This is a genomic window from Pseudomonas sp. W17, assembly GCF_040268305.1.
In the GTDB taxonomy this organism is placed as follows: Bacteria; Pseudomonadota; Gammaproteobacteria; order Pseudomonadales; family Pseudomonadaceae; genus Aquipseudomonas; species Aquipseudomonas protegens.
Genome location: NZ_CP158490.1, coordinates 4,625,098 through 4,647,037 on the forward strand (window position 1 = coordinate 4,625,098; position 21,940 = coordinate 4,647,037).

At 65.4% G+C, this 21,940-nt stretch carries 23 protein-coding genes; 15 read left to right on the forward strand and 8 right to left on the reverse strand.

Features of this window, described 5'->3' with window-relative positions; all coding sequences use genetic code 11:
• Positions 1–77 precede the first annotated feature (77 nt).
• Positions 78–1,352 (reverse strand): cystathionine gamma-synthase family protein, encoded by a 1,275-nt coding sequence (locus ABCR88_RS21225; RefSeq protein ID WP_350022936.1) that lies wholly within the window; start codon positions 1,350–1,352, stop codon positions 78–80.
• Positions 1,353–1,591: 239 nt separating this feature from the next.
• Between ABCR88_RS21225 and ABCR88_RS21230 the strand changes: the two genes are divergently transcribed.
• Positions 1,592–2,128: a DinB family protein gene (locus ABCR88_RS21230; protein ID WP_232643412.1), complete on the forward strand. Its 537-nt coding sequence runs from the start codon at positions 1,592–1,594 to the stop codon at positions 2,126–2,128.
• Here ABCR88_RS21230 and ABCR88_RS21235 read toward each other — a convergent pair whose 3' ends face one another.
• Positions 2,129–2,440 (reverse strand): hypothetical protein, encoded by a 312-nt coding sequence (locus ABCR88_RS21235; RefSeq protein ID WP_041118987.1) that lies wholly within the window; start codon positions 2,438–2,440, stop codon positions 2,129–2,131.
• Between the two features lie 92 nt (positions 2,441–2,532).
• Between ABCR88_RS21235 and ABCR88_RS21240 the strand changes: the two genes are divergently transcribed.
• The 3 genes from ABCR88_RS21240 to ABCR88_RS21250 all read left to right on the forward strand — a co-directional run bounded on the left by ABCR88_RS21240 (position 2,533) and on the right by ABCR88_RS21250 (position 3,601).
• The gene (locus ABCR88_RS21240) at positions 2,533–2,832 is read left to right on the forward strand and encodes a YceK/YidQ family lipoprotein (protein ID WP_077934467.1); all 300 of its coding nucleotides are present in this window, start codon (positions 2,533–2,535) and stop codon (positions 2,830–2,832) included.
• 63 nt (positions 2,833–2,895) lie between these two features.
• A complete protein-coding gene (locus tag ABCR88_RS21245) occupies positions 2,896–3,150 on the forward strand; it encodes a YceK/YidQ family lipoprotein (RefSeq protein ID WP_227454126.1) in 255 nt (84 codons plus the stop codon).
• Positions 3,151–3,253: 103 nt separating this feature from the next.
• Positions 3,254–3,601, forward strand: a complete 348-nt coding sequence (locus tag ABCR88_RS21250; RefSeq protein WP_080512212.1) for a YceK/YidQ family lipoprotein — start codon at positions 3,254–3,256, stop codon at positions 3,599–3,601.
• Between the two features lie 42 nt (positions 3,602–3,643).
• On the opposite strand, the gene ABCR88_RS21255 is transcribed toward ABCR88_RS21250, so the two are convergent.
• Positions 3,644–4,417, reverse strand: coding sequence for an EAL domain-containing protein (locus ABCR88_RS21255; protein ID WP_053159384.1), 774 nt, complete (start codon positions 4,415–4,417; stop codon positions 3,644–3,646).
• A gap of 246 nt (positions 4,418–4,663) precedes the next feature.
• Between ABCR88_RS21255 and ABCR88_RS21260 the strand changes: the two genes are divergently transcribed.
• A complete protein-coding gene (locus ABCR88_RS21260) occupies positions 4,664–5,665 on the forward strand; it encodes an AraC family transcriptional regulator (protein ID WP_011062109.1) in 1,002 nt (333 codons plus the stop codon).
• 46 nt (positions 5,666–5,711) lie between these two features.
• Here ABCR88_RS21260 and ABCR88_RS21265 read toward each other — a convergent pair whose 3' ends face one another.
• Positions 5,712–6,233 carry an SgcJ/EcaC family oxidoreductase gene (locus ABCR88_RS21265; protein ID WP_053152622.1) on the reverse strand — a complete coding sequence of 174 codons (522 nt, stop codon included), beginning with the start codon at positions 6,231–6,233 and terminating at the stop codon, positions 5,712–5,714.
• A 173-nt stretch (positions 6,234–6,406) separates the two neighbouring features.
• On the opposite strand from ABCR88_RS21265, the gene ABCR88_RS21270 reads away from it, so the two are divergent.
• The 4 genes from ABCR88_RS21270 to ABCR88_RS21285 are packed head-to-tail and all read left to right on the forward strand — an operon-like array spanning position 6,407 to position 11,005.
• Positions 6,407–7,567: a sensor histidine kinase gene (locus ABCR88_RS21270; RefSeq protein WP_350403479.1), complete on the forward strand. Its 1,161-nt coding sequence runs from the start codon at positions 6,407–6,409 to the stop codon at positions 7,565–7,567.
• On the forward strand, positions 7,564–8,232 hold the full coding sequence (locus tag ABCR88_RS21275) for a response regulator transcription factor (RefSeq protein ID WP_350403481.1): 669 nt from the start codon (positions 7,564–7,566) through the stop codon (positions 8,230–8,232). The genes ABCR88_RS21270 and ABCR88_RS21275 overlap by 4 nt, the downstream gene beginning before the upstream one ends.
• The gene (locus ABCR88_RS21280) at positions 8,229–10,556 is read left to right on the forward strand and encodes an ATP-binding protein (protein WP_350403482.1); all 2,328 of its coding nucleotides are present in this window, start codon (positions 8,229–8,231) and stop codon (positions 10,554–10,556) included. The genes ABCR88_RS21275 and ABCR88_RS21280 overlap by 4 nt, the downstream gene beginning before the upstream one ends.
• Positions 10,553–11,005, forward strand: coding sequence for a response regulator (locus ABCR88_RS21285; RefSeq protein ID WP_041118995.1), 453 nt, complete (start codon positions 10,553–10,555; stop codon positions 11,003–11,005). Before ABCR88_RS21280 ends, ABCR88_RS21285 begins: the two co-directional genes overlap by 4 nt.
• A 231-nt stretch (positions 11,006–11,236) precedes the next feature.
• Here the strand turns inward: ABCR88_RS21285 and ABCR88_RS21290 are convergent, their stop codons facing one another.
• On the reverse strand, positions 11,237–12,034 hold the full coding sequence (locus tag ABCR88_RS21290) for a helix-turn-helix transcriptional regulator (RefSeq protein WP_015636234.1): 798 nt from the start codon (positions 12,032–12,034) through the stop codon (positions 11,237–11,239).
• A gap of 85 nt (positions 12,035–12,119) precedes the next feature.
• Here ABCR88_RS21290 and ABCR88_RS21295 point away from each other — a divergent pair, with 85 nt between their 5' ends.
• From ABCR88_RS21295 to ABCR88_RS21305, 3 genes are all read left to right on the forward strand, one after another.
• The gene (locus tag ABCR88_RS21295) at positions 12,120–13,118 is read left to right on the forward strand and encodes a bile acid:sodium symporter family protein (RefSeq protein WP_041118996.1); all 999 of its coding nucleotides are present in this window, start codon (positions 12,120–12,122) and stop codon (positions 13,116–13,118) included.
• Positions 13,119–13,187: 69 nt separating this feature from the next.
• The gene (locus ABCR88_RS21300; RefSeq protein ID WP_350403486.1) at positions 13,188–14,216 is read left to right on the forward strand and encodes a hypothetical protein; all 1,029 of its coding nucleotides are present in this window, start codon (positions 13,188–13,190) and stop codon (positions 14,214–14,216) included.
• 208 nt (positions 14,217–14,424) lie between these two features.
• Entirely contained in the window at positions 14,425–15,045 is a 621-nt protein-coding gene (locus tag ABCR88_RS21305; RefSeq protein ID WP_041118999.1) for a LysE family translocator, read from the forward strand.
• Between the two features lie 64 nt (positions 15,046–15,109).
• Here the strand turns inward: ABCR88_RS21305 and ABCR88_RS21310 are convergent, their stop codons facing one another.
• Both ABCR88_RS21310 and ABCR88_RS21315 read right to left on the reverse strand, forming a co-directional pair.
• The gene (locus ABCR88_RS21310; RefSeq protein ID WP_041119000.1) at positions 15,110–15,352 is read right to left on the reverse strand and encodes a hypothetical protein; all 243 of its coding nucleotides are present in this window, start codon (positions 15,350–15,352) and stop codon (positions 15,110–15,112) included.
• A gap of 85 nt (positions 15,353–15,437) precedes the next feature.
• The gene (locus tag ABCR88_RS21315) at positions 15,438–16,316 is read right to left on the reverse strand and encodes a LysR family transcriptional regulator (protein WP_041119002.1); all 879 of its coding nucleotides are present in this window, start codon (positions 16,314–16,316) and stop codon (positions 15,438–15,440) included.
• A gap of 101 nt (positions 16,317–16,417) precedes the next feature.
• On the opposite strand from ABCR88_RS21315, the gene ABCR88_RS21320 reads away from it, so the two are divergent.
• From ABCR88_RS21320 to ABCR88_RS21330, 3 genes are all read left to right on the forward strand, one after another.
• Entirely contained in the window at positions 16,418–17,809 is a 1,392-nt protein-coding gene (locus ABCR88_RS21320; protein ID WP_350403489.1) for an aldehyde dehydrogenase family protein, read from the forward strand.
• 216 nt (positions 17,810–18,025) lie between these two features.
• Positions 18,026–18,304, forward strand: a complete 279-nt coding sequence (locus ABCR88_RS21325; protein WP_015636244.1) for an Arc family DNA-binding protein — start codon at positions 18,026–18,028, stop codon at positions 18,302–18,304.
• Between the two features lie 231 nt (positions 18,305–18,535).
• Positions 18,536–20,719, forward strand: a complete 2,184-nt coding sequence (locus ABCR88_RS21330) for a TonB-dependent siderophore receptor (protein ID WP_350403492.1) — start codon at positions 18,536–18,538, stop codon at positions 20,717–20,719.
• A 678-nt stretch (positions 20,720–21,397) separates the two neighbouring features.
• Here the strand turns inward: ABCR88_RS21330 and ABCR88_RS21335 are convergent.
• Positions 21,398–21,880: a DUF4265 domain-containing protein gene (locus ABCR88_RS21335; RefSeq protein WP_350403494.1), complete on the reverse strand. Its 483-nt coding sequence runs from the start codon at positions 21,878–21,880 to the stop codon at positions 21,398–21,400.
• Positions 21,881–21,940: the final 60 nt, after the last annotated feature.

The window sequence follows — 21,940 nt, forward strand, 5'->3', positions numbered from 1 at the left end:
CCACCAGGTTTTTATTGTTATTCCTCTTCATGAAGCCCCCACTGGCTGCCTTGCTGTGGGGGTGTTGCGCGCTCTTTTCAGTGGGCGACCTCGGCCCGGGCATTCAGGGAAGGGATGGCGCCAGGCGCCGCATTCTGCTTGAGGGATTGGCGCAGCCAGGCGAAGGCCTGCTGCAGGTCGGCCAGCAGGTCATCGGTGTCTTCGATGCCCACCGAAATCCGCACCAGGCCTTCGGAGATGCCCAGGGCCTGGCGCTCTTCCAGGGTGTTCTCCACATGGCTGGTAGTGCGCGCCGGGCCGTAGATGGTTTCCACCGCCCCCAGGTTGCCGGCGCAGTGGGCATAGCGCAGGCGTGGCAACAGCTGCTTGACGCTGTCCATGCCGCCCACCAGGACAAAGCTGACGATGGCGCCGAAACCGCGCATCTGCGCACAGGCCACGGCGTGGTTCGGGTGGCTGGGTAACCCAGGGTAATTCACCGCTTCCACCAGCGGCTCGTTGAGCAGGAACTGCGCCAGCTGCGCGGCGCTGTGCTGTTGCTGGCGCATGCGCAGCGCCAGGGTCTTGATCCCGCGGATGATCAGGTAGGCCGAGAACGGATCGAGGCTGGCACCGTTGATTTCCCGGTAATGGCGCACCTGGCTCATCAGCGCCTCGCTGCCGCAGGCCACGCCACCCAGCACATCGCCGTGGCCACTGAGGAACTTGGTGGCGCTATGGATCACCACGTCCACGCCCAGCGCCAGGGGGTTCTGATTCAGCGGCGTAGCGAAGGTGTTGTCCGCCACCACCAGGGCGCCGACCTGTTTCGCCGCGGCGACCAGACGCTGGATATCGACGATCTTCAGGGTCGGGTTGGTCGGCGTCTCCAGGTACAGCAGGTCGCAGCCCTTGGCGATCTCGGCCTCGATCTGCTGCTGGTCGAAGGTTTCGCAGAGGGTCACGGCCACGCCCATGCGCGGCAGGAATTCCTCGAAGATCTTGTTGGTACCACCGTAGCTGTCCTTGGTGGACACCACCCGCTGGCCGTGGCGCAGGAAGCTGTAGAGCACGCCGCTGATGGCTGCCATGCCGCTGCTGAAGGCCACCGCCGATTCGGCGTTTTCCAGATCCTGCAGCTTGGCTTCCAGGGTTTCCACCGTGGGGTTGCTCATGCGGCTGTAGATGAAGCCCGGGGCCTTGCCCAGGGCCACGTCGTACCACTGGTCGATGTCGTCGTAGCCGTAGGCGGCGCTGGCGACAATCGGGGTTTGCGTGGCGTTGTAGGGGTGACGGACTTGCTCTCCGCCCCAGACCACCCGGGTAGCGGTTCCGGGGTTTTCCAGCCCTGTGCGTTCAGGTTTTTTATTCATTGCAACGGCTCACCATAAAGGGTGCGCGGCGTGTTGCCGCGCTGGATCTGGTGGCCAATATAGAGAAAAGCCCAAGCCCCGAGAAACGATGTTATCGGGGCCAAAGGGGCGGTTTTTTTAATGGCTGCACAGCCCTGCAAACGGCCTGCGCACAAGGCTTTTGCGATGCCTCTTGCATTGCGGCACCGGGGCTTGCGAAGCTGCTGCGCGCCCGCTCGCCCCCCCCGAAAGGAACCGCAATGAACCGCACCGAGCACCTGTGCCTGATGGCTCGCTACAACCAGTGGATGAACAGCAAGCTGTACAGCGCCGCCATGGGCCTGTCCGATGCGCAACTGGCTCTGGACCGGCAGGCCTTTTTCGGCTCGATCCTCGGCACCCTCAATCATTTGCTGGCCGGCGACACCATCTGGCTCAAGCGCTTTGCCCAGCACCCGGCGCGGTTTGCGGCCCTGGCGCCGCTGCAGCAGGTGGCCCTGCCACAGGACCTCAAGACCCTGCTGTTCCCAAACCTGGGCGGGCTCTGGCAGCAGCGTCAGTGGCTGGACCAGTTGATCCTCGATTTCAGCCAGTCCCTGAGCGACGCCGACCTGGACAGCAGCCTGCATTACGCCAACACCCGGGGCGTGGTCGCCGAGCGCGATTTCTATAGCCTGCTGGTGCATTTCTTCAACCACCAGACCCACCACCGCGGCCAGGCCAGCACCCTGCTGAGCCAGGCTGGGGTGGATATCGGCGATACCGACCTGCTTATGCTGATACCCAGCGATATCTGATCAGGCTTGCGCCCAACGGGCGCACAACAGGGGCAGGCCGCGCTCGTGCCAGAAGCCCATGGAAATCCCGCCGCTGGACATGCCGCCATGGGCAAAGGCCTCGACGAAGAAATGCCCTGCCGAGCTCCAGGCCCTGCCGGTCAGTTGCTCGAAGGCCTGGACGATCAGGGCTTCCAACTGCTGCGCCGTGGCCGGCCAGGGCGTGTGAGCCAGATGCGTGGCCATGGCTCGCCACAAATAGGGGTCACCCCGCAGCCCCCAGGACAGCGGTTCCTCGGCGAATAGCCGTGCGACGCTGCGCTCTCCCTCCATCGAACCCTCCCGGCACTGCGCCCTGTATTTATTCAGCGCCCAATCTAGCGTCTGCAGCGGGCTTCTGCGACCATGCGCGCGGAAAAATCCGCTTGCTAAGGAATGGCGCCATCAAAGCCCTCAATGCTCTGTTCGTTATGTCCCTGCTGTCCCTGGTGGGCTGCGGCACCCTGATCGCCCGCACCCCCAATTCCCATACCAGCTACGACTACTACAAAGGCACCCAGGCCAATATCGAACTGCTGACCATGCGCGGCGCCAGCGGCTACGACGGCTACGTCACGCTGTTCTGCTGGATGAGCATCGTCTGCCCGGTGGTGGCCATCGTCAGCCTGCCGGTGGACGCCGTGGCCGACACCGCGCTGCTGCCCTATGACGCGATGAATCACTGATTCTCGCCCGCCCCTGTCTCGACCCTGCGTGGAAGCCTGATCATCCGAAGCATCCTTTGCCTGTTGCTCAACACTCTGCTGCTGAGCGGTTGCGGCACCTACGTGGTTCGTAGCGGCCATGATTGGCGCGACGATCGCTATTACCGCGGCACGACGATGAACGCGCAGATACTCACCGGCTACGACATGGGCCAGGCACGCATGGTCACTGGCGCCTGCTGGGTCACGGTGGTGTGTCCGATCCTGATGATCGCCAGCCTGCCCCTGGACGCCGCCGTCGACACCGTGCTGCTGCCCTACGACGCGATGAAGCCCTGAGCCTCGCCCCCCTGCCACTGCCCTGAATGGAAGCCCGATCATCCGAATCATCAATTACCTGTTGCTGCTCAACACCCTACTGCTGTCCGGCTGCGGAACCTACATGACTCGCGGCAATGCCCTGGACTTTCGCGACGACCGCTACTACCGCAGCGTCAAGACCAACGCCCAAGTGCTCACCGGCTACGACATGGGCTACGCACGCATGATCACCGGCGGCTGCTGGGTGATGGTGGTGTGCCCGATCCTGATGATCGCCAGCCTGCCCCTGGACGCGGCGCTCGACACCGTGCTGCTGCCCTACGACGCGCTCCAGCCGGAGCGGCCCAAGCGCAACATGCACGTGGATATGAAGGAGATTCCCGAGCAAGACCTGCAGGCATTGCCCATCAGTGCCGAGGTGCAAGACCCCACGGCCCACACCCCACCCATCACCCCGCAGGCTGATTGAACCCCTTCAGGCGGGCGTGCACCGTGGCTTGGCGCAACCGGGCTACGCCTGATCCGGCGTGCACAGCTGGGGCACCCGCTGCGCCAGGCGGCAACGTCGCCCCAGGCGATCCACCTGGGGGCGGCCGAACAAGTACCCCTGCCCCCACTCGCCACCACAGGCCGTGGCCAGGCCCTGGTCGGTGGCAGTCTCCACCCCTTCGATGATCACGCAGGGCGCCAGGGTCTTGCACAGTTGCACCAGGTGGCTGAGGGTCTGGGCGCTGTTGAGTTCGCTGCGGGCGCGCTGGATGTAGCCCTTGTCGATCTTGACGATGTCCGGCCGGGTCTGGCGGATGAACTCCAGGGTGCCCAGGCCCGCGCCGAAATCGTCGATGGCCACCCGGCAGCCCAGTTCGCGCAGGCACAGGACAAACTCGCTGGCCGCCTCGATGCTCGGTGGCGTGGCGCTTTCGGTGATCTCGATGACCAACCGCGCGGCCACGCCGGGAAAGTCCCGCAACTGCTGGACAATGGGGTACCAGAATGGATCGATGATCGCGCTCTGGGCCGAGATATTGCACCCCAGGCGCAGGCGTTCGTCCCGTTGCAGGCTGTCGATCACACAGAGCACCACGCTGCGGTCCAGCTCGCGCATCACCTGGTGTTTTTCCAGCAGCGCCAGGGGGTAGACATCCCCGCCCTGGGCATCGACATGGCGCAGCAACCCTTCGTGGTAGAGCACCCGGCTGCTGTCGGGCAGCCACACCACCGGCTGGAATGCCAGCATCAAATGGCCCTCGGCCAATTCACGATAAAAGTCTTTGATGCTTTGCATGACAGATCCATAGGCAAGCCAACGACGCACCCTCGAACGTGGCACGACGAGCTCGCCGCCGCACTCGCCCAAGGGTCCCTGCCCAACCATGATCGACCCTGCCCGGGCCACCCGGAAGTGTTCCCGGATACCTTTCGCTTGTCCTCGGAAACCTGGGCCGGTGCTTATTCGTCTGTGGCCTTTTGTTTATTGCAATCATGCAAAAGGCCTCATCGATATCATTTAGCCACTAGTCCAGGAAGACCTATGCACAGAATGACCAGCGCCAGCTTTCGGGTGCTTGCCGATGTCATGAGAGAAGGCGGCGCGAATGTCGACGCCCTGCTCAGAACCTTCGGCAGCAGCATCCAGGACGTTGAGGAAAATCCCAAGGGCGTGAGGCTGGAACTGGTCTATCAAGTAATGCGCGAAGCCACCCGCCGCACCGGCAACCCGGACCTCGGGCTGCTGGCCTACAGCAAGGCCCACCCGGCCAACCTGGAGGCCCTGGGCTATGCGGTGATGTCTTGCGCGACCCTGGGGGCAGCGCTGCAGCGCCTGGTGGATTACCAGGCGCTGACCAGCAACGGCTTCTGCATGTGCCTGGAACGCAAGCCCGACGCGTTGCAACTGATCGGTTTCGACGTCACCGCCGAGCCTTCGCTGATCCCCCGGGCGGTGATCGACGCCGGCGCCGCCCAGACCCTGGGCCTGCTGCACTGGCTGCTGCCCCAGCACAAGCCGCGGCCGCTGGTGGCGGCCTTCACCTACCCCGAGCCTGCGGACACGCGCATGCTGCGCCGGCTGATGGGCGACAACCTGCAGTTCTGCGCGCCCCACAACAGCCTGACCTTCAGCAGCCAGGACTGCGCCATCGCCCTGCCCACCGCCGACCCGGCGCTGGATGTGCTGCACATGGAATACGCCCGCAACCGCCTCAATGTGCTGCTCAGCGGCTCGATGACTGCGCGGGTGCGCCGCGCCCTGTCCGAATCCCTGGCCCAGGGCGCGCCCAGCGACCTGCCGCATATCGCCCAGGCAGTGGGGGTCAGCACCCGCAGCCTGCAACGCAGCCTGGGTCATGAAGACGTGCACTTCTCGGCGCTGCAGGACGAGGCGCGGCTGATGCTGGCCCACAGTTTTCTGCGCAACTCCATGCGCAGCGTCAAGTACATCGGCGCCCTGTTGGGCTTTCGCGACCAGAGCAGCTTTCACAAGGCCTGCCTGCGCTGGTTCGGCATGACCCCGGGGCGCTACCGCGAGCAGTGACAGCAACGCCGAGCAAAGGCTCGGCGCAAGGCGACAGGAGCCTGGATCAGTGGCTGGCTTGCAACTGCGGCTGCACTTGCGGCATGGCCGAAGAGTGGTGGTTGAGGATTTTCCACTGCCCGCCCAGGCGCTCGTAGAGGAAGGTGTAACGGGCCTGGACCTGCTGTTTCTTGCCGTCGGCGGCAGTCAGGGTGAAGGTGTAGACGCCGCTGTCCATGGCCGCATCCGGGCCCAGGTGACGAATCTCCCGGTAGTTGATCTGGCCCACCGGCCGCGAGGCCATGAAGTGCTCGAAGTAGTCCTGGATCTGCGCGTGGGTGCTGCGTACCTGGTTGGAGACCGTGGGTTGCAGCACCGCATTGGCCGCATAGAGGCTGACCACGGCTTGCGGGTTGCCGGTCTGCAGGGCGCTGTTCCAGCGGTCGAAGAGGCCGGCGATTTCCCGGTCCTGCAGGTTCTGCGGCTGCTCGGCCACGGTGCGGTACACGTAAGGGGTGGCTTCCAGGGCCTGAGCCAGTGGCGCGCTCAGCACGAAGAACAGGGCCAGGGCGGTGCTTTTCAGTTTCATTCACGGACTCCAGTGGGTTTCAATGAGCCCCACTGTGCCCCGGGCCGTCGCTCGTGCCATCGGCCAACTGGAGCCCGCGGTCTATGCCATTCGGCAGATAGGCGCGATACCGGGCACGGGGGTCTAATACCCTGCCCCGAGCCACTGCACCGCCCCCACCCTGGAGTTTCCCGATGCCCAGCCCGCCCCTCGATCCCGCCAGCGCCCTGGCCCTGCGCAGCCAGTACCGGCAGTCGCAAAGCCGCGCCGCGCGCCTGCGGCTGCTGGTGGACACCGGCCAGGAGCTGCTGCAACTGCCCCCCGAACAGATGCGCCAGCGGGTGGTGCAGCGGGCCTGCGCCTTTGTCGCCATGGACCAGGGGCTGTTGCTGGAATGGAGCTGCGACGGCGTGGCCCATGCCAGCGCCGAACAGGGCCAAGGCGAATGCCTGCAAGCCCTGCGCGCCGTGGCCGGGCAGGCCCAGTGGCTAGAGCGCCCGCTTGCGCAAACCGGGGTGCTGCGCGTACTGCTGCACCGCGCCGATGGCCAGCCCTTCGGCGCCCTGCTGCTGGCCAACAGTGTGCCCATCCGCGCGCCGGACAGCGAAGACCTGGAATCCCTGCAACTACTGGCCACGCTGTTGGCCACGCACCTGGAAAACCAGCGCCTGCTGCAGGACCTGCAAGCCCGGGAGCGCAGCATGTCGGAGCTGGTGCAGCGCCTGTTCAGCGCCCAGGAGGATGAGCGCAAGCGCGTCGCCTACGACCTGCACGACGGCCTGGCGCAAACCCTGGCCGGGTTGCACCAGCGCCTGCAGGGTTTCGCCGGGCGCTGCCCGCCGCTGCCGGAGCCCCTGCACGATGAACTGCAGACCATCCTGCAACTGGCCCAGGGCTGCGTCGGTGAAGGCCGGCAACTGATCGGCGGCCTGCGCCCCCATGTGCTGGACGACTTCGGCCTGTTGCGGGCCATCGACCGCGAGGCCGACCGCCTGCGCGACGCCGGGCTGGCGGTGCACTGGCAGCAGCGCTACCCGGAGCGCCTGCCGGCGGCACTGGAAATCGCCCTGTTCCGCATCGCCCAGGAAGCCATCAACAACATCCTCAAGCATGCCCGGGCCCACAGCGTCAGCCTGAACCTGGCCCTGGAAGCAGGCCAGGCGGTGCTCGGCATCAGCGACGACGGCGCAGGTTTCCAGTCGGCATCCGGCCAGGGCATCGAACAGTTGGGCCAGGTGGCCATGCAGGAACGCGCCCATTTGCTGGGCGGGCGTTTCACCTGCCACAGCCAGCCCGGCAGCGGCACGCGGATTCTCGCCCGCGTCCCCGTCCCCTCCTTGGAGCACGCGTTATGACAGCGGTGATACGCCTGGTCCTGGCGGACGATCATGAAGTCACCCGCACCGGCTTCATCGCCCTGCTGGCGGGCAACCCGGAGTTCGAGGTGGTGGGGCAAGCCAGGGATGGCGAGCAAGCCCTGGCCCTGTGCGAGCAACTGCGCCCGGACCTGGCCATCCTCGATATCCGCATGCCCCTGCTCAACGGCCTGGGGGCCGCGCGCCTGCTGCAACAGCGCCAGCCCGAGGTCAAGGTGGTGATCTTCACCATGGACGACAGCCCCGATCACCTGGAAGCCGCCATGGCCGCCGGCGCCGTGGGCTACCTGCTCAAGGACGCCAGCCGCGAAGAGGTGCTCGACGCCCTGCAGCGCGTGGCCCGCGGCGAAGAGGCGCTCAACAGTGCGGTCAGCGCCCGCCTGCTGCGGCGCATGAGCGAGCGCGGCAACGGCCAGGCGCCCCAGGCTAAGGCCCTGACTGCCCGCGAGCGCCAGGTGCTGGGGCTGGTGGCCGGCGGCTTCAGCAACCGCGAGATCGGTGAAAAGCTGGGCATCACCACCGGCACCGCCAAGGCCCACGTGGAACGGGTGATCGGCAAGCTCGGCGCCGCCGATCGCACCCAGGCCGCGGTGCGCGGCATGGCCCTGGGGCTGGTGGCGCAACCTGCCGGACAGTGGCCGTGAACCTGCTCAGCGCCCGGCGCTGGGCCGACCTGCCGCTGCGGGGCAAGGCGCTGGTGGTGATCTCCCTGCCGCTGGTGATCCTGCTGCTGTCGCTGGTGCTGATCTACAGCACCGAGCGCCAGACCGCCCGCGCCGAGGAGGACGTGCGCCGGGTGCTGCTGGTGCAGGGCGATATCCAGGCGGTGCACACCCTCCTGGCCGAGGCCGCCGCCAGCGTGCGTGGCTACCTGCTGACCCGGCGCGAGGACTTTTTGCCCGCCTACCTCCAGGCCCGGCCGCAGATCGAGGCCGCGCTGCAACGCCTGGACCAGAATGTCCAGGACCCGCGCATGCGCGACTACCTGCAAACCATCACCCCGCTGATCCGCACCAAGCTCGACGGCCTGGTGGCCCTGCGCAACGGCAGCCGCGACGACGCCGCCACGGTGACCGCGATCCTGATCGACAACAAGCAGGTACTGGACGTGCTGCGCGAGCAGATCAGCGCCATGCGCGTGCGCGAGGATGCGCTGCTGGCCGAACGTAGCGCAGCCGCCGCGGCAACCCGCATGCGCCTGCTGTTCGCCACCTTGCTGGCCGCCGGCTGCGGGCTGTTCGGCGCCATCGTCGCGGTGCTGTTGCTGTCCCGGGGCATCGTCACCCGGGTGCAGCAGGTACAGGGCAATGCCCAGCGCCTGGCCCTGGGCCAGCCGCTGCGCCCGCAAGCGCCGGAACAGGATGAAATCGGCCAGTTGGGCACGCGCCTGGTGGAGGCCGGGCAACTGCTGGCCGAGCGCGAACGGGCCCTGCGCGACAACGAGGAACGCCTGCGGCTGATCATCGACGGGGTCAAGGACTACGGGATCTTCGCCCTGGACACCGCAGGCCGGGTTACCACCTGGAACGTCGGCGCGGAACGGATCAAGGGCTACAGCGAGCAGGAAATCATCGGCCGGCATTTCTCCCTGTTCTACCTGCCCGAAGAGTGCCCCCAGCACCCAGACATGGCCCTGCGCGAGGCCACCGCCCACGGCCACTACATGGAAGAGGCCTGGCGCTGTCGCAAGGACGGCAGCCGCTTCTGGGCCAGCGTGGTGATCACCGCGCAGTACGACGCCAGCGGCGCCCTGCGCGGTTTTTCCAAGATCACCCGGGACATCACCGATCGCCGCGCCGCGGAAATCGCCCTGGGCACCGCCCGCGAGGAAGCGGAAAGCGCCAGCCGCGCCAAGAGCGAATTCCTCTCGCGCATGAGCCACGAACTGCGCACGCCGCTGAACGCCATCCTCGGCTTCGCCCAACTGCTGGACATGGATTCCAATGCCGGCCAGCGGCCCCAGGTCGGGCATATCCTGCGGGCCGGGCAGCACCTGCTGGGGCTGATCAACGAGGTGCTGGACATTGCCCGTATCGAGGCCGGGCGCCTGCCGCTGAACGTCGAGCCCATGGCCCTGGCGGCGGTGCTGCACGAAGCCCTGACCCTGGTGTCACCCATGGCCGCGGACGCCGGCATCACCCTGGCGCCGCTGCCGGAACTGGCGGCGGACAGCGGCGTGATCGCCGACCGCCAGCGCCTGATCCAGGTGCTGCTCAACCTGCTGTCCAACGCCATCAAGTACAACCGCGCGGGTGGCCGGGTCAGCATCGACGTGGCGATCGAGGCATCGCGCCTGCGCCTGAGCGTGCTCGACACCGGGGCCGGCATCACCGCCGAGCGCCTGGAGCGCCTGTTCAAGCCCTTCGAACGCCTGGACGCCGACCCCAGGGTCGAAGGCACCGGCCTGGGGCTGGCCCTGAGCAGGAGCCTGCTGGAAATGATGGACGGCAGCCTGGGCGTACAGAGCACCCCGGGCAGCGGCAGTTGCTTCACCCTGGAGCTGCCCTTCGTGCGCCTGGCCGCTGCAGCCGCCGTGGCGCCCTGCAACGCCCCGGCGCTGAACGTGCCGGCGCCACTGCCCGCAAGCCGCTACCAGGGGAAGGTGCTGTGCATCGAAGACAACCTGCAAAGCCTGGCGCTGATCGAAACCCTGCTGCAACGGCGCCCGGGCATCCAACTGCTGTCGAGCATGCAAGGCCAGATGGGCCTGGACCTGGCCCGCCAGCACGCGCCGCAGATGATCCTGCTGGACGTCAGCCTGCCGGACCTGCCCGGCCTGGAGGTGCTGCAACGCCTGCGGGCCTCCAGCGCCACGGCCGACACCCCGATCCTGATGATCACCGCCGACGCCAGCGAACCGACCCGGCGCGCCCTGCTCGACGCCGGGGCCACGGCGATCCTGACCAAGCCCATCCACATCCCGGTGTTCTTCGCCCACCTCGATGCCTGTCTCCCGGAGTTCCTATGACTGCCGATCTGCGCATCCTCATCATCGATGACCAGCGCCCCAACCTCGACCTGATGGAACAGCTGCTGGCCCGCGAAGGGCTGCACAACGTCCTCAGCAGCACCCAGCCGCTGCGCAGCCTGGAGCTGTTCAACAGCTTCGAGCCGGACCTGGTGATCCTCGACCTGCACATGCCCGAGTTCGATGGCTTTGCCGTACTGGAACAGCTCAACCGACGGATCCCGGCCAACGACTACCTGCCGATCCTGGTACTCACCGCCGACGCCACCCGCGACACCCGCCTGCGGGCGCTGGCCCTGGGCGCCCGGGACTTCATCAGCAAACCCCTGGATGCCCTGGAAACCCTGCTGCGGATCTGGAACCTGCTGGAGACCCGGGCCCTGTACAAGACCCTGCGCACCCTGGTGCCGCCGGAGCGCATCGAACTGCTGCGCCCATCAAAGGCCTGACCTGCCGCGCCTGTCGCACCTGCCGCACCTGCCGCACCTGCCGCACCTGCCGCACCTGCCGCACCTGCCGCATCGTCGCACCCTGTAGCCGCTGCCGCAGGCTGCGAACGGCCCGAAGGGACGTAGGGTTCTTAAGATCGATAGAGGTTCGACGGGAGATCGTCAAGCAAGGTCCTGCGGACCTTTGCGCAGCTTCGCGGGCTCAGCAGCGGCTACAGGAATCGCGGGGGCTCAGAGGTCGCGGAAGAACTCGCCGGGCGTGGCATCGAACTGTTGGCGAAACGCGGCGATAAACGCCGAGGTCGAGTCATAGCCGCAGGCCAGGGCCACATCGGTGACCCGCTCGCCCTGCTCCAGCGGGGTCAGGGCGCCGAGCAGGCGCAAGCGTTGGCGCCAGGCGCGAAAGGTCAGCCCGGTGTCCTTGAGAAACAGGCGGCTGAGGGTCTTCTCCGTCACCCCGAGCTTCTGGCTCCACTGGCCCAGCGTCGTGGCCTGCTCCGGGTGCGCCTGCAGGCTGCGGTAGATCGCCCGCAGGCGCACGTCGTGGGGCAGCGGCAGCATCAGGTCCAGCTGCGGCGCGGCGGCCAACTGGTCCAGCAGCACCTGGGCCAGGCGCCCGTCGGCACTGTCCTCGACATACTCCACCGGCAATTCACTGAAGGCGCGGATCAACTCCCGCAGCAGGCTGCTGACCGCCAGCACCTGGCAGCTGTCTGGCGCCGCCCAGGTGGTAACGCTGCAATCGAGGTACAGGCTGCGCATCTCGGTGCGCGGCGAGCTGAACACCCGGTGCGGCACCCCGGCGGGAATCCACACCGCGCGCTGCGGCGGGGCGATAAAGCGCCCGCCGCTGGTCTGGATCTCCAGCACCCCGGCAATGGCGTAGGACAATTGCACCCACGGGTGGCTGTGGCGCCGGGTCAAGGCGCGATTGGGCAAGGATTCGGTGCGTCCGTACACCGGCCGCGGTAGGCTGGGCAGCCCGGGAATACTGCGCCGGACGATCTTTTCATGTCCTTTAGGCGGCATTAACTGGCTCCTTGGCGTTAGTCGGTAAAACGCAGCCACGTTAGAGTCGCCCCACTGCATTTGGCAACCCCCGGATGATCCCGCTATGACTCGCTCGCGTCTTTTGCCCGACAACTTCACCCTGACCCTGATCGGCGTGGTGCTACTGGCCAGTTTCCTGCCGGCCAGCGGCCAGGTGGCCATAGGTTTCGGCTGGCTGACCAACATCGCCATCGGCCTGCTGTTCTTCCTCCACGGCGCCAAGCTGTCGCGCGAGGCGATCATTGCCGGGGCCGGCCACTGGCGCCTGCACCTGTTGGTGTTCAGCCTGACCTTCATCCTCTTTCCCGTGTTGGGCCTGGCGCTCAAGCCGCTGCTGTCACCGCTGGTGGGCAACGACCTGTACATGGGCATGCTGTATCTGTGCGCCCTGCCGGCCACGGTGCAATCGGCGATCGCCTTCACCTCCCTGGCCCGGGGCAACATCCCGGCAGCCATCTGCAGCGCTGCGGCGTCGAGCCTGTTCGGGATCTTCCTCACCCCGCTCCTGGTCACCCTGCTGCTGAACGTGCACGGCGAAGGCGGCTCGACCCTGGACGCCATCCTCAAGATCAGCGTGCAGTTGCTGCTGCCCTTTATCGCCGGGCAGATCGCCCGACGCTGGATCGGCGCCTGGGTCGGGCGCAACAAGAACTGGCTGCGCTTCGTCGACCAGGGCTCGATCCTGCTGGTGGTCTACGGCGCCTTCAGCGAAGCGGTGAACGAAGGCATCTGGCACCAGATCCCGCTGTGGGAACTGGCCGGCCTGGTGGTGGCCTGCTGCATCCTCCTGGCCCTGGTGCTGCTGGCGTCGAGCTTTCTCGGCAAGCTGTTCGGCTTCGACCAGGAAGACCGCATCACCATCCTCTTCTGCGGCTCGAAAAAAAGCCTGGCCACCGGCGTGCCCATGGCCCAGGTGCTGTTCGCCGGCAGCACCATGGGCGTGCTGATTCTGCCCCTGATGCTGTTCCACCAGATCCAGCTGATGGTCTGCGCGGTGCTGGCCCAGCGCTACGCCAAGCGCCCGGAATCGGTGGCCGAGCTGATGGGGCAAGTCGACCCGTAACCTTGGCTGCCTGGCAGCGAGGATTGCGCAATGGCATGATGCCGCGGCGAAAATCATCAAGGACCGCTGATGTTTCCCCACCGAATTCATGCCCCGACCCGGGAAGACCTGACACTCAAGGTCCAGGCTCATCTGGAAGCCGACCCACAGGCCCGGGTCATCGTCCAGTTCGAGCGTGGCGCGCAATATGACGCGCAGCTGCTGAACTCACTCGACACCCTCTGCGCCCACTACGGCGAGCGCCTCAACGTGCGTTTCTACAGCCACTATCCGGGCAGCGCGTTTGACGGCCGGACCTTGCTCGCCCTGCCCAATGCCCACTCCCTGAGCCTGGATTGCCTGGACACGCTGGAACACTTCGAAACCATTGGCAGCCTGCACAAGCTCAAGGATTTCGCCCTGCAAGTCATCAGCGCCGACCTGCCGGGCCTCCTGGCCCTGCCCAACTTGAGGTGGTTGCGAACACTGCGCCTGTCCCTGGACAAAGGCCCGGCCATAGACCTCGCGCCCCTGGCCACCATGGCCGAGCTGCACACCCTGTCCCTCAGCGTGCAAAGCCATCACCTGGACGTACTGAGCCAGTGCCCGAGCATCAGCCACCTGGACCTGCACCGCATGCCGGCCAAGACGCCCCTGGGGATGGTCGCCGGCATGAGCGGCCTGCGCAGCCTCTCGGTGACCTTCGGCAGCCGCGAGCAGATGCCGGAGCTGCGCAACCCGCAGGTCAAGGAGCTGGAGATCATGCGGGTGCGCGGCCTCAATCGCCTGGACCTGGACGGCTTTCCACAGCTGGAAGCGCTGAAAATCGAGGACCAGGCGCAACTGAGCCAACTGGACCTTGGCGGAGCGTCGCAGTTGCGCAAGATGAGCCTGATCAACCTCAAGACCCTGGGGGAACTCAGCGGCCTGAAAACCTCGAACATCGCTGACCTGCGCATCATCAAGGCTCCTCAGCTGGATGCACTGACACTGATCGACAGCCAACTGCCGCCCAGCGTGCAGCACCTCAAGCTCATCAGTGGCAAACGCGCCGTAGACAAACAGCTCGACGCCCGGCAACAGCAGCTGGGCATTCCTGAACCCCGCGGCCCCTATTGACCCGCCCTTGTAGGCGCGAGCTTGCTCGCGAAGGACGTCAACGATAACGCGCACTGGCAGGGAAGCTGCGGCGCGTTGGAAATCATCGCGAGCAAGTTCGCTCCTACAGATTCACCGCCCCTTCCGTGATCACCCGCACCCGTGGCGCGCATCGGCACTCCACGGCTGTGCTAACGTTCGCCACCCCCAAAGCTTGAAACCCTGCCCCATGTCCATCACTGAAAATCTCCTGGCCTTCACCCTGGCCGCCACGCTGCTGACCCTGACCCCGGGCCTGGACACTGCCCTGGTGCTGCGCACCGCCACGGTGGAAGGCCGGCGGCAGGCGCTGCGCGCGGCGTTGGGCATCAATGCCGGCTGCCTGATCTGGGGCGCGGCTGTGGCCTTCGGCCTGGGGGCCTTGATCGCGGTGTCGGAACTGGCCTTCAACCTGTTGAAGTACTGCGGCGCCGCCTACCTCGCCTGGCTGGGACTGAACATGCTGCTGCGCCCGCGCCACTCGTTTGCTTCCACAGGCGCGAACAGCGACCCCGGCACCAACTGGTTTCTCAAGGGCATGCTGGGCAATGTGCTCAACCCCAAGGTGGGAGTGTTCTACGTGTCCTTTCTGCCGCAGTTCATTCCCCTGGGCCAGCCGTTGGTGGCCTGGACCTTCGGCCTGGTGAGCATTCACGTGGTGCTGGGGCTGGTCTGGTCGCTACTGCTGATCGCCGCCACCCGGCCCCTGGCCGGTGTGCTGCAGCGGGAAAAGGTGATCCAGTGGATGGACCGCACCACAGGGATGATCTTCGTACTGTTTGCCGCTCGATTGGCCTTGAGCAGGCGCTGAGAAGCCGCTCCCAGCCACTGCCAACGCCCCCGACAAACTCACGAGATCACGCCAAGGCCGCCACTCAGGCTTGCGCCTCGCTCCTAAACTGTTGCCACTGTTCCCAGCAGTCCTCGGCCACCAGATCGCGGTAACCCCGCTGGTTTTCCATGCTCAGCGCCACGGCCACCGGCAACGCGATACAGGCGGCGTTATCACGAATCTCCAGCACTTCGGCCTCGGTCAGGGGCGTGCCCTTGGCGCTTTCGGCATTCAGCAGCAACGCCACCAACGCGGGCACGAATACAAGGCAAAGCTGATCGGTCATGACTCACTTCCAGGGGCTAGGCAAAGGTCGAAAAGCCTACACAAATCGCACCCACGCAACCATCGAACGCGGCCGGGAGGTCCATTCACCCCTCAGCCAGCACCGCCCCCCGCTCCTCCAGCAGCTTCACAAAACTGCTCAAACTCTGGGACACGGTGCCGCGCCGCCAGACCAGCCAGGTGCGCAGGAAGCGAAAGCGTGGCGACAACGGCCAGACGCTGACCGTAGCGCAGCCGGGCATGCTTTCCAGCATGCTGCGGGGCATCAGCGCCAGCCCGGCGCCGGCGCTGACGCAGGCCAGCATGCCGTGGTAGGACTCCATTTCATGGATCTTGCCCGGCACCGCGGCGTCCTGGGTGAACCAGCTTTCGAAGTGATGACGGTAGGAGCAGTTGGCGCGAAAGGCGTAGATGCTTTCGCCGTTGACCTCCCGCGCCCGGGTAATCGGCGCATGGCCCAGCGGGGCGATCAGCACCATTTCCTCCTCGAACACCGGCAGCCCTTCCAGGGCCGGGTGGCGCACCGGGCCGTCGACGAAGGCGGCCACCAGGCGGCCAGACAGCACGCCGTCGATCATGGTCCCGGAGGGGCCGGTGGACAGGTCCAGTTCCACCTTGGCGTACTGCTGGTTGTAGGCCGCGAGCAGCGCCGGGATGCGCACCGCCGCCGTGCTTTCCAGCGAGCCCAGGGCGAACGGGCCCTGGGGTTCCTCGCCGGCCACGGTCAGACGCGCCTCGGCCACCAGGTCGAGAATGCGCCGGGCGTAGTCGAGGAAATTCCAGCCGGCGGGGGACAGGCGCATGCGGCTCTTCTCGCGGATAAACAGCTCCACCCCCAGGTCCTGCTCCAGTTGCTTGATCCTGGTGGTCAGGTTCGACGGCACCCGGTGGATCAGTTGCGCGGCGGCGCTGATGCTGCCCTGCTCGGCAACGGCCTTGAAAATTTCCAGCTGGACCAGATCCACAGCATTCTCCAAACGTGAACGACTTGCTCAATATTATTCAGTTTTCAGCAAATATCCAGCGCCGTAACCTGCTGCCATTCCCACCCGAGCAGGACGGTGCCATGAGCCTTGTTTCCAGCCACACCCACGCCTTGTCGATCAACCCCGCCACTGGCGAGCAGATCGGCGCCTACCCCTACCAGTCCGAGGCTGAGCAGGACGCCGCGCTGAGCCGTGCCGCCGCTGGTTTCGCCCAGTGGAAACGCCAGAGCATCGCCGAGCGCGCCAGCCGCCTGAACGCACTGGCCCAGGCCCTGCGGGACAACAGCGAGGCCATGGCGCGCATGATCAGCCTGGAAATGGGCAAGCCCCTGCCCCAGGCCCGGGGCGAAATCGAAAAATGCGCCCAGCTGTGCCTGTGGTACGCCGAGCACGGCCCGGCCATGCTGGCCCCGGAAGCGACCCTGGTGGAAAACAACAAGGCACGCATCGAGTACCGGCCACTGGGCCCGATCCTCGCGGTGATGCCGTGGAACTTCCCGATCTGGCAGGTGCTGCGCGGCGCGGTGCCGGCGCTGCTGGCGGGCAATACCTACGTGCTCAAGCACGCCCCGAACGTCATGGGCAGCGCCTACCTGCTGCTGGACGCCATGCAGCGCGCCGGTTTCCCTGAAGGGGTGTTTGAGGTGCTCAACGTCACCCCGGACGGCGTATCCAGCGCCATCGCCGACCGCCGCATCGCCGCCGTGACCCTCACCGGCAGCGTGCGCGCCGGCATCGCCATCGGCGCCCAGGCCGGCGCCGCGCTGAAGAAATGCGTACTGGAACTGGGCGGCTCCGATCCCTTTATCGTGCTTAACGACGCTGATCTGGACGAAGCGGTCAAGGCCGCGGTGATCGGCCGCTACCAGAACACCGGCCAGGTCTGCGCCGCCGCCAAGCGCCTGGTCATCGAGCAAGGGGTGGTCGCGGAGTTCACCCGCAAATTCGTCGAAGCCACCCGCGCCCTGGTCATGGGCGACCCGCTGGCCAGCGACACCTACCTCGGCCCCATGGCCCGCTTCGACCTGCGCGACGAACTGCACCAGCAAGTCCAGGCCACCCTGGCCGAAGGCGCCACCCTGCTGCTGGGCGGCGACAAGGTCGAAGGCGCCGGCAACTATTACCAACCCACGGTGCTGGCCAACGTCACCGAGCAGATGACCGCCTTCAGGCAGGAACTGTTCGGCCCGGTGGCCGCCATCATCAGCGCCCGGGATGCGCAGCACGCCCTGGAACTGGCCAACGACAGCGAGTTCGGCCTCACCGCCACGATCTTCACCCAGGACCTGGAACGGGCCCGGCAGATGACCGACGATCTGGAGACCGGCGGCGTGTTCATCAACGGCTACAGCGCCAGCGACCCCCGGGTGACCTTCGGCGGAGTGAAAAAAAGCGGCTTCGGGCGCGAGCTGTCGCACTTTGGCGTACGCGAATTCTGCAATGCGCAGACGGTGTGGCTGGATCGCCGTTGAGGCTCGGAGGCCACGTCATAGGCTGAACGACCCCGGTGAAAAGCGGACCTGGATCAGGTCCGCTTTTTAATCGGATTAGAGGCCGGTTCTGGTGCGAATCAGAACTTTTCTAATGAAAAAGCGCCGTTTTTTTCATTCTTTTAAGAATTTTCTTGAAGCAAGCAAGCCTGCCTCATTCTTATGATGCTGCTCTTTGGCATGACTCTGAGGTCCGCTATGTGCTCCTCCCTGCAAAAGTTCATCGTTCGTCTCCCAGGCGACCTGCACAACCAGCTCAAACACATTGCCAAACGAGAAAACCGCAGCATGAACAATGAAATCGTCGATCGCCTGGAAAAGTCCCTGGTCGTCGATGAAACCCGTGAGATGAATGAGAAACTCATCAGCCTGCTGCTGCGCAAGGTCGATTCCATGGAGGAGCGGATCAAGTGCCTGCAGATGGGCCACCCGGAGCCCGAGCAGGATTGCCCACCGCCGTGTTACGCAAGGACTTGAAGCGGCCATTCCCGCCACGCGCTCTTCTGCCTCTTCCGCCTTTACCCCCTCGCTGCAGCTTGTATGATGGCGCTTGCCCGACAGTACCCAGCGGCAACCGCCAGGCCCTGGCCTGATGCCCGCAGGGCTCCCCCGCTGTTCCTCACTACACACGCAGGTCGACGCTCCTAGCCTTCCCAGGAACCTCCCCCGGCTTCTGCCATGGGGCCGCGTCGCCTTCTAGGATTGTTCATGAGCCCGATTCACCCGACTGCCCCCGCGCGCACCTGCAGCTCAGCTTTGCCCCTCAACCGCCTGACCCTGGGCCTGCTGCTGGCCGGTAGCAGCGCCGTGGCCAACGCCGCGGGCACCCAGTTGCCGACCCAGACCGTCAGCGGCGAACAGCCCTACGGCTATCGCGTCGACAGCGCCTCGGTGGGTGGTTTCAGCGAAGCGCCCTTGCTGGATACCCCGGCCTCCATCAGCGTGATCAATGAAGACATGATCCTCGACCAGCAGGCCCGCCTGCTCAGCGACGTGCTGAAGAACGATGCCTCGGTGGGCCAGAGCTACGCGCCGGTGGGCTATTACGAAAACTTCGAGGTGCGCGGCTTCTCGCTGAATGCCGCCAGCAGCTACAAGATCAACAACCGCACCATCACCGGCGAGCAGAACGTCGCCCTGGAAAACAAGCAGCGGGTGGAATTGCTCAAGGGCCTTTCCGGCCTGCAAAGCGGGGTCAGCGAGCCGGGTGGCTTGATCAACTACGTGACCAAGCGGCCCACGGATATCCGCTCGGTCACCGTCTCCACCGACGATCGCGGCAGCGGTTACCTGGCCACCGACGTGGGCGGCTGGTTCGGCAGCGAACAACAGTTCGGCCTGCGCGCCAACCTGGCCCATGAAGACCTGCACTCCTACGTCGAGCACACCAACGGCCAGCGCGACTTCGCCTCCCTGGCCTTCGACTGGAACATCAGCCCCGATGCCCTGCTGCAACTGGACATCGAATACCAGAACAAGCAGCAGCGCTCGGCACCGGGCTATCAATTGCTGGGCGGCTCCAGCCTGCCCCACCACGCCTCGCCGAAAAAGCTCCTGGGACACCAGAGCGGCTCCAAGCCGGTGACCAATGAGTCGCTGAACATCGGCGGCAATTTCGAGTACCGCTTCAACGATGACTGGAAGGGCAACCTCAGTGCGTCGCGCAGCAAGGTGGTGATCGATGACTACAGTTCGTTTGCCTGGGGCGGCTGCACCACCGGCTGCATCAATGCCAACGGCAACTACTTCAGCCCCGAAGGCAACTACGACATCTACGACTTCCGCAGCCCCGACGACACCCGGCGCAACGATGAGGTGCAGGCGCTGCTCAATGGCCGCTTCGACGCAGCGGGCCTGGGCCATGAGTTGAGCGTGGGGACCAGTGCGTTTCGCCGTGTGGTGGACCGGCGCGAGTCCATCAATCAATGGATTGGCACGGGCAATATCCAGAGCGAGCCGGAGAACTTCAAGCGCTACGACGGCGCCCTCAACGACACCCACAAACGCCTCGACAGCCGCCAATACGGCCTGTTCCTCAGCGACCGCATCAGCTTCAACGAACAGTGGCAGACCGTTCTCGGCGGGCACGAAGTACGCCTCGACGAAGAGAGCTTCGACAAGGGCGGCGTGCGCGATCGCCACACCCAGCGCTATGTATTCCTGCCCCAGGCCGCGCTGATCTACAAACCGATCAACAACATTTCGCTGTACACCCAATACAGCAAGGGCCTGAGCCTGGGTGGCCAGGCCCCCTGGTTCGCCAGCAACAATGGCGAGACCCTCGCCCCCACCGTCTCCCGGCAGATCGAAGCCGGGATCAAGTACGACTGGCAACGCATGAGCTTTACCGCCGCCCTGTTCCAGATGCGCCAGGCCTACCAGTACTCGCGCCCCGATGCCTCCGGCGGTTTCACCTACGTCCAGCAGGGCCAGCAAAAGAACACCGGCCTGGAGCTCTCCGCCAACGGCTGGGCCACCCAGCGCCTGCAGATTGCCGCCAGCGTCGCGGCGATTCGCTCCCGGGTCGAAGGCACCGGCACCCCGGCCTACGAAGGCCACCAAACCCTCAACGTCCCCCGCCTGCGAGCCAGCCTGCAGGGCGACTACGCCCTGCCCTGGCTCGACGGCCTGGCCCTGCTGGGCGGCATGCAATACAGCGGCAGCCAATACGCCGACCGCCAGGGCAACGTCGCCACCGGCGCCTACGCCATCTTCAACATCGGCAGCCGCTACAGCACTCGAATTGATGGCTACGACACCGTGTTCCGCCTGACCGTGGACAACCTCTTCGACAAGCGCTACTGGCGCGACGCCGGGGAATACATGGGCGACGACTACCTGTTCCAGGGCGCGCCGTTGACGGCGCGGTTGAGTGCTTCGGTGAACTTCTAAGGCAGACGGCCCCTACGGGGTCGATCGCAGCCTGCGGCAGCGGCTACAACGCCCACGAAATCCCGGGCGTTGTGGCTTGCCGGAAAAACTGCAGCGCCGGCACAGGCCAGCCATCAAAATCTCGACAAACACACCTTGCGCGTCTCCCGCCCATCCTTGGCGACGAGTCGCCACGGACAGCGTCACTGAGCGCACAGCCTTACCGGCGTTCATATCGGCAACCGCCTTAAGCAAGTCCTCCTGAAACAACCGCATTTCCTGGCCCATGGCTACGACCTCTCTGCGTGGGATACGCCCTGGTATCGATCAGTACGTCCAGGGTTGCGCTGATGGTTATCCCACAGAACAGCAGCGCAATCAGCGCCTCCAGCCCGCCTTACAGAAAAGACAGACCCTTCCTACATCCACCGTAGGAGCCGGCTTGCCGGCGAAGACGTCCTCAAGCACGCCCTCGCCGGTAAAAAGCACACCCAACGATTGAGCAAACAAAAGGTCGGCCCGCCTCTTTCCAATGCCAGTGTAAAAGTCTCAATCGTCCAACACGCTGTTGGACAATTAGCGCTCCCCCACGCCCATGCAGGCCCACACCACAGAACGGCCGCTGGAGCACTACCGGGTGCTGACTTGGTCGCTTACTTGGTCGGTTTGTTGGGTGGCATGCCCAGGCCCCGGGAAAGATCAGCAGTCCAACCACCAGTTCAACAGCGTCTCGTCCTCATCGTCGTCGAGGTTTTTATAGACATTGGCGTAGTACCACTCAATCCCGGTTTGCTCGCGGAAGCGATCGAACACCGCATTGATACGGTCCATGCCATTCCTTGCAGGAACAGCGAATGACAGGCTCCCCTCGAACAGCCCATCCAGGGTTCCGCTCAGTTCACCAGCGACCTCGTTTTCAAGCGCACTGATCACCGTAGGATCAATGTAATCGGCATAGATCTGAATGCAGAAATTCCCGCCGCGCTTCAGCACTTGCGCCGGCGCATCGGGATTGCGGATGGAAACGATATCGCCCCGCGCCAGGTTTTGCGCCAGGCCCGGTGAGGAGAGCAACTCGTAAATATCCTCATCGATGCGCCGCGCCAGCAACTCCTCGCGAACGGCGCCATCGTCATCGGCCATGTACACCTGAATCAGCACAGGGGCTTGCTGGTCATCCATACGGGGCTCCACAGTTTCCACGTTCAACACCTGATCCTTGTTCTGTTACCCAGCGCTTCC

What these genes read in the sequence shown, in the direction of transcription:
- ABCR88_RS21225 (WP_350022936.1), bottom strand. Translation starts at nt 1,352, where the DNA reads ATGAATAAAAAACCTGAACGCACAGGGCTGGAAAACCCCGGAACCGCT.
- ABCR88_RS21230 (WP_232643412.1), top strand. Translation starts at nt 1,592, where the DNA reads ATGAACCGCACCGAGCACCTGTGCCTGATGGCTCGCTACAACCAGTGG.
- ABCR88_RS21235 (WP_041118987.1), bottom strand. Translation starts at nt 2,440, where the DNA reads ATGGAGGGAGAGCGCAGCGTCGCACGGCTATTCGCCGAGGAACCGCTG.
- ABCR88_RS21250 (WP_080512212.1), top strand. Translation starts at nt 3,254, where the DNA reads ATGACTCGCGGCAATGCCCTGGACTTTCGCGACGACCGCTACTACCGC.
- ABCR88_RS21255 (WP_053159384.1), bottom strand. Translation starts at nt 4,417, where the DNA reads ATGCAAAGCATCAAAGACTTTTATCGTGAATTGGCCGAGGGCCATTTG.
- ABCR88_RS21260 (WP_011062109.1), top strand. Translation starts at nt 4,664, where the DNA reads ATGCACAGAATGACCAGCGCCAGCTTTCGGGTGCTTGCCGATGTCATG.
- ABCR88_RS21265 (WP_053152622.1), bottom strand. Translation starts at nt 6,233, where the DNA reads ATGAAACTGAAAAGCACCGCCCTGGCCCTGTTCTTCGTGCTGAGCGCG.
- ABCR88_RS21270 (WP_350403479.1), top strand. Translation starts at nt 6,407, where the DNA reads ATGCCCAGCCCGCCCCTCGATCCCGCCAGCGCCCTGGCCCTGCGCAGC.
- ABCR88_RS21275 (WP_350403481.1), top strand. Translation starts at nt 7,564, where the DNA reads ATGACAGCGGTGATACGCCTGGTCCTGGCGGACGATCATGAAGTCACC.
- ABCR88_RS21285 (WP_041118995.1), top strand. Translation starts at nt 10,553, where the DNA reads ATGACTGCCGATCTGCGCATCCTCATCATCGATGACCAGCGCCCCAAC.
- ABCR88_RS21290 (WP_015636234.1), bottom strand. Translation starts at nt 12,034, where the DNA reads ATGCCGCCTAAAGGACATGAAAAGATCGTCCGGCGCAGTATTCCCGGG.
- ABCR88_RS21295 (WP_041118996.1), top strand. Translation starts at nt 12,120, where the DNA reads ATGACTCGCTCGCGTCTTTTGCCCGACAACTTCACCCTGACCCTGATC.
- ABCR88_RS21300 (WP_350403486.1), top strand. Translation starts at nt 13,188, where the DNA reads ATGTTTCCCCACCGAATTCATGCCCCGACCCGGGAAGACCTGACACTC.
- ABCR88_RS21305 (WP_041118999.1), top strand. Translation starts at nt 14,425, where the DNA reads ATGTCCATCACTGAAAATCTCCTGGCCTTCACCCTGGCCGCCACGCTG.
- ABCR88_RS21310 (WP_041119000.1), bottom strand. Translation starts at nt 15,352, where the DNA reads ATGACCGATCAGCTTTGCCTTGTATTCGTGCCCGCGTTGGTGGCGTTG.
- ABCR88_RS21320 (WP_350403489.1), top strand. Translation starts at nt 16,418, where the DNA reads ATGAGCCTTGTTTCCAGCCACACCCACGCCTTGTCGATCAACCCCGCC.
- ABCR88_RS21325 (WP_015636244.1), top strand. Translation starts at nt 18,026, where the DNA reads ATGTGCTCCTCCCTGCAAAAGTTCATCGTTCGTCTCCCAGGCGACCTG.
- ABCR88_RS21330 (WP_350403492.1), top strand. Translation starts at nt 18,536, where the DNA reads ATGAGCCCGATTCACCCGACTGCCCCCGCGCGCACCTGCAGCTCAGCT.
- ABCR88_RS21335 (WP_350403494.1), bottom strand. Translation starts at nt 21,880, where the DNA reads ATGGATGACCAGCAAGCCCCTGTGCTGATTCAGGTGTACATGGCCGAT.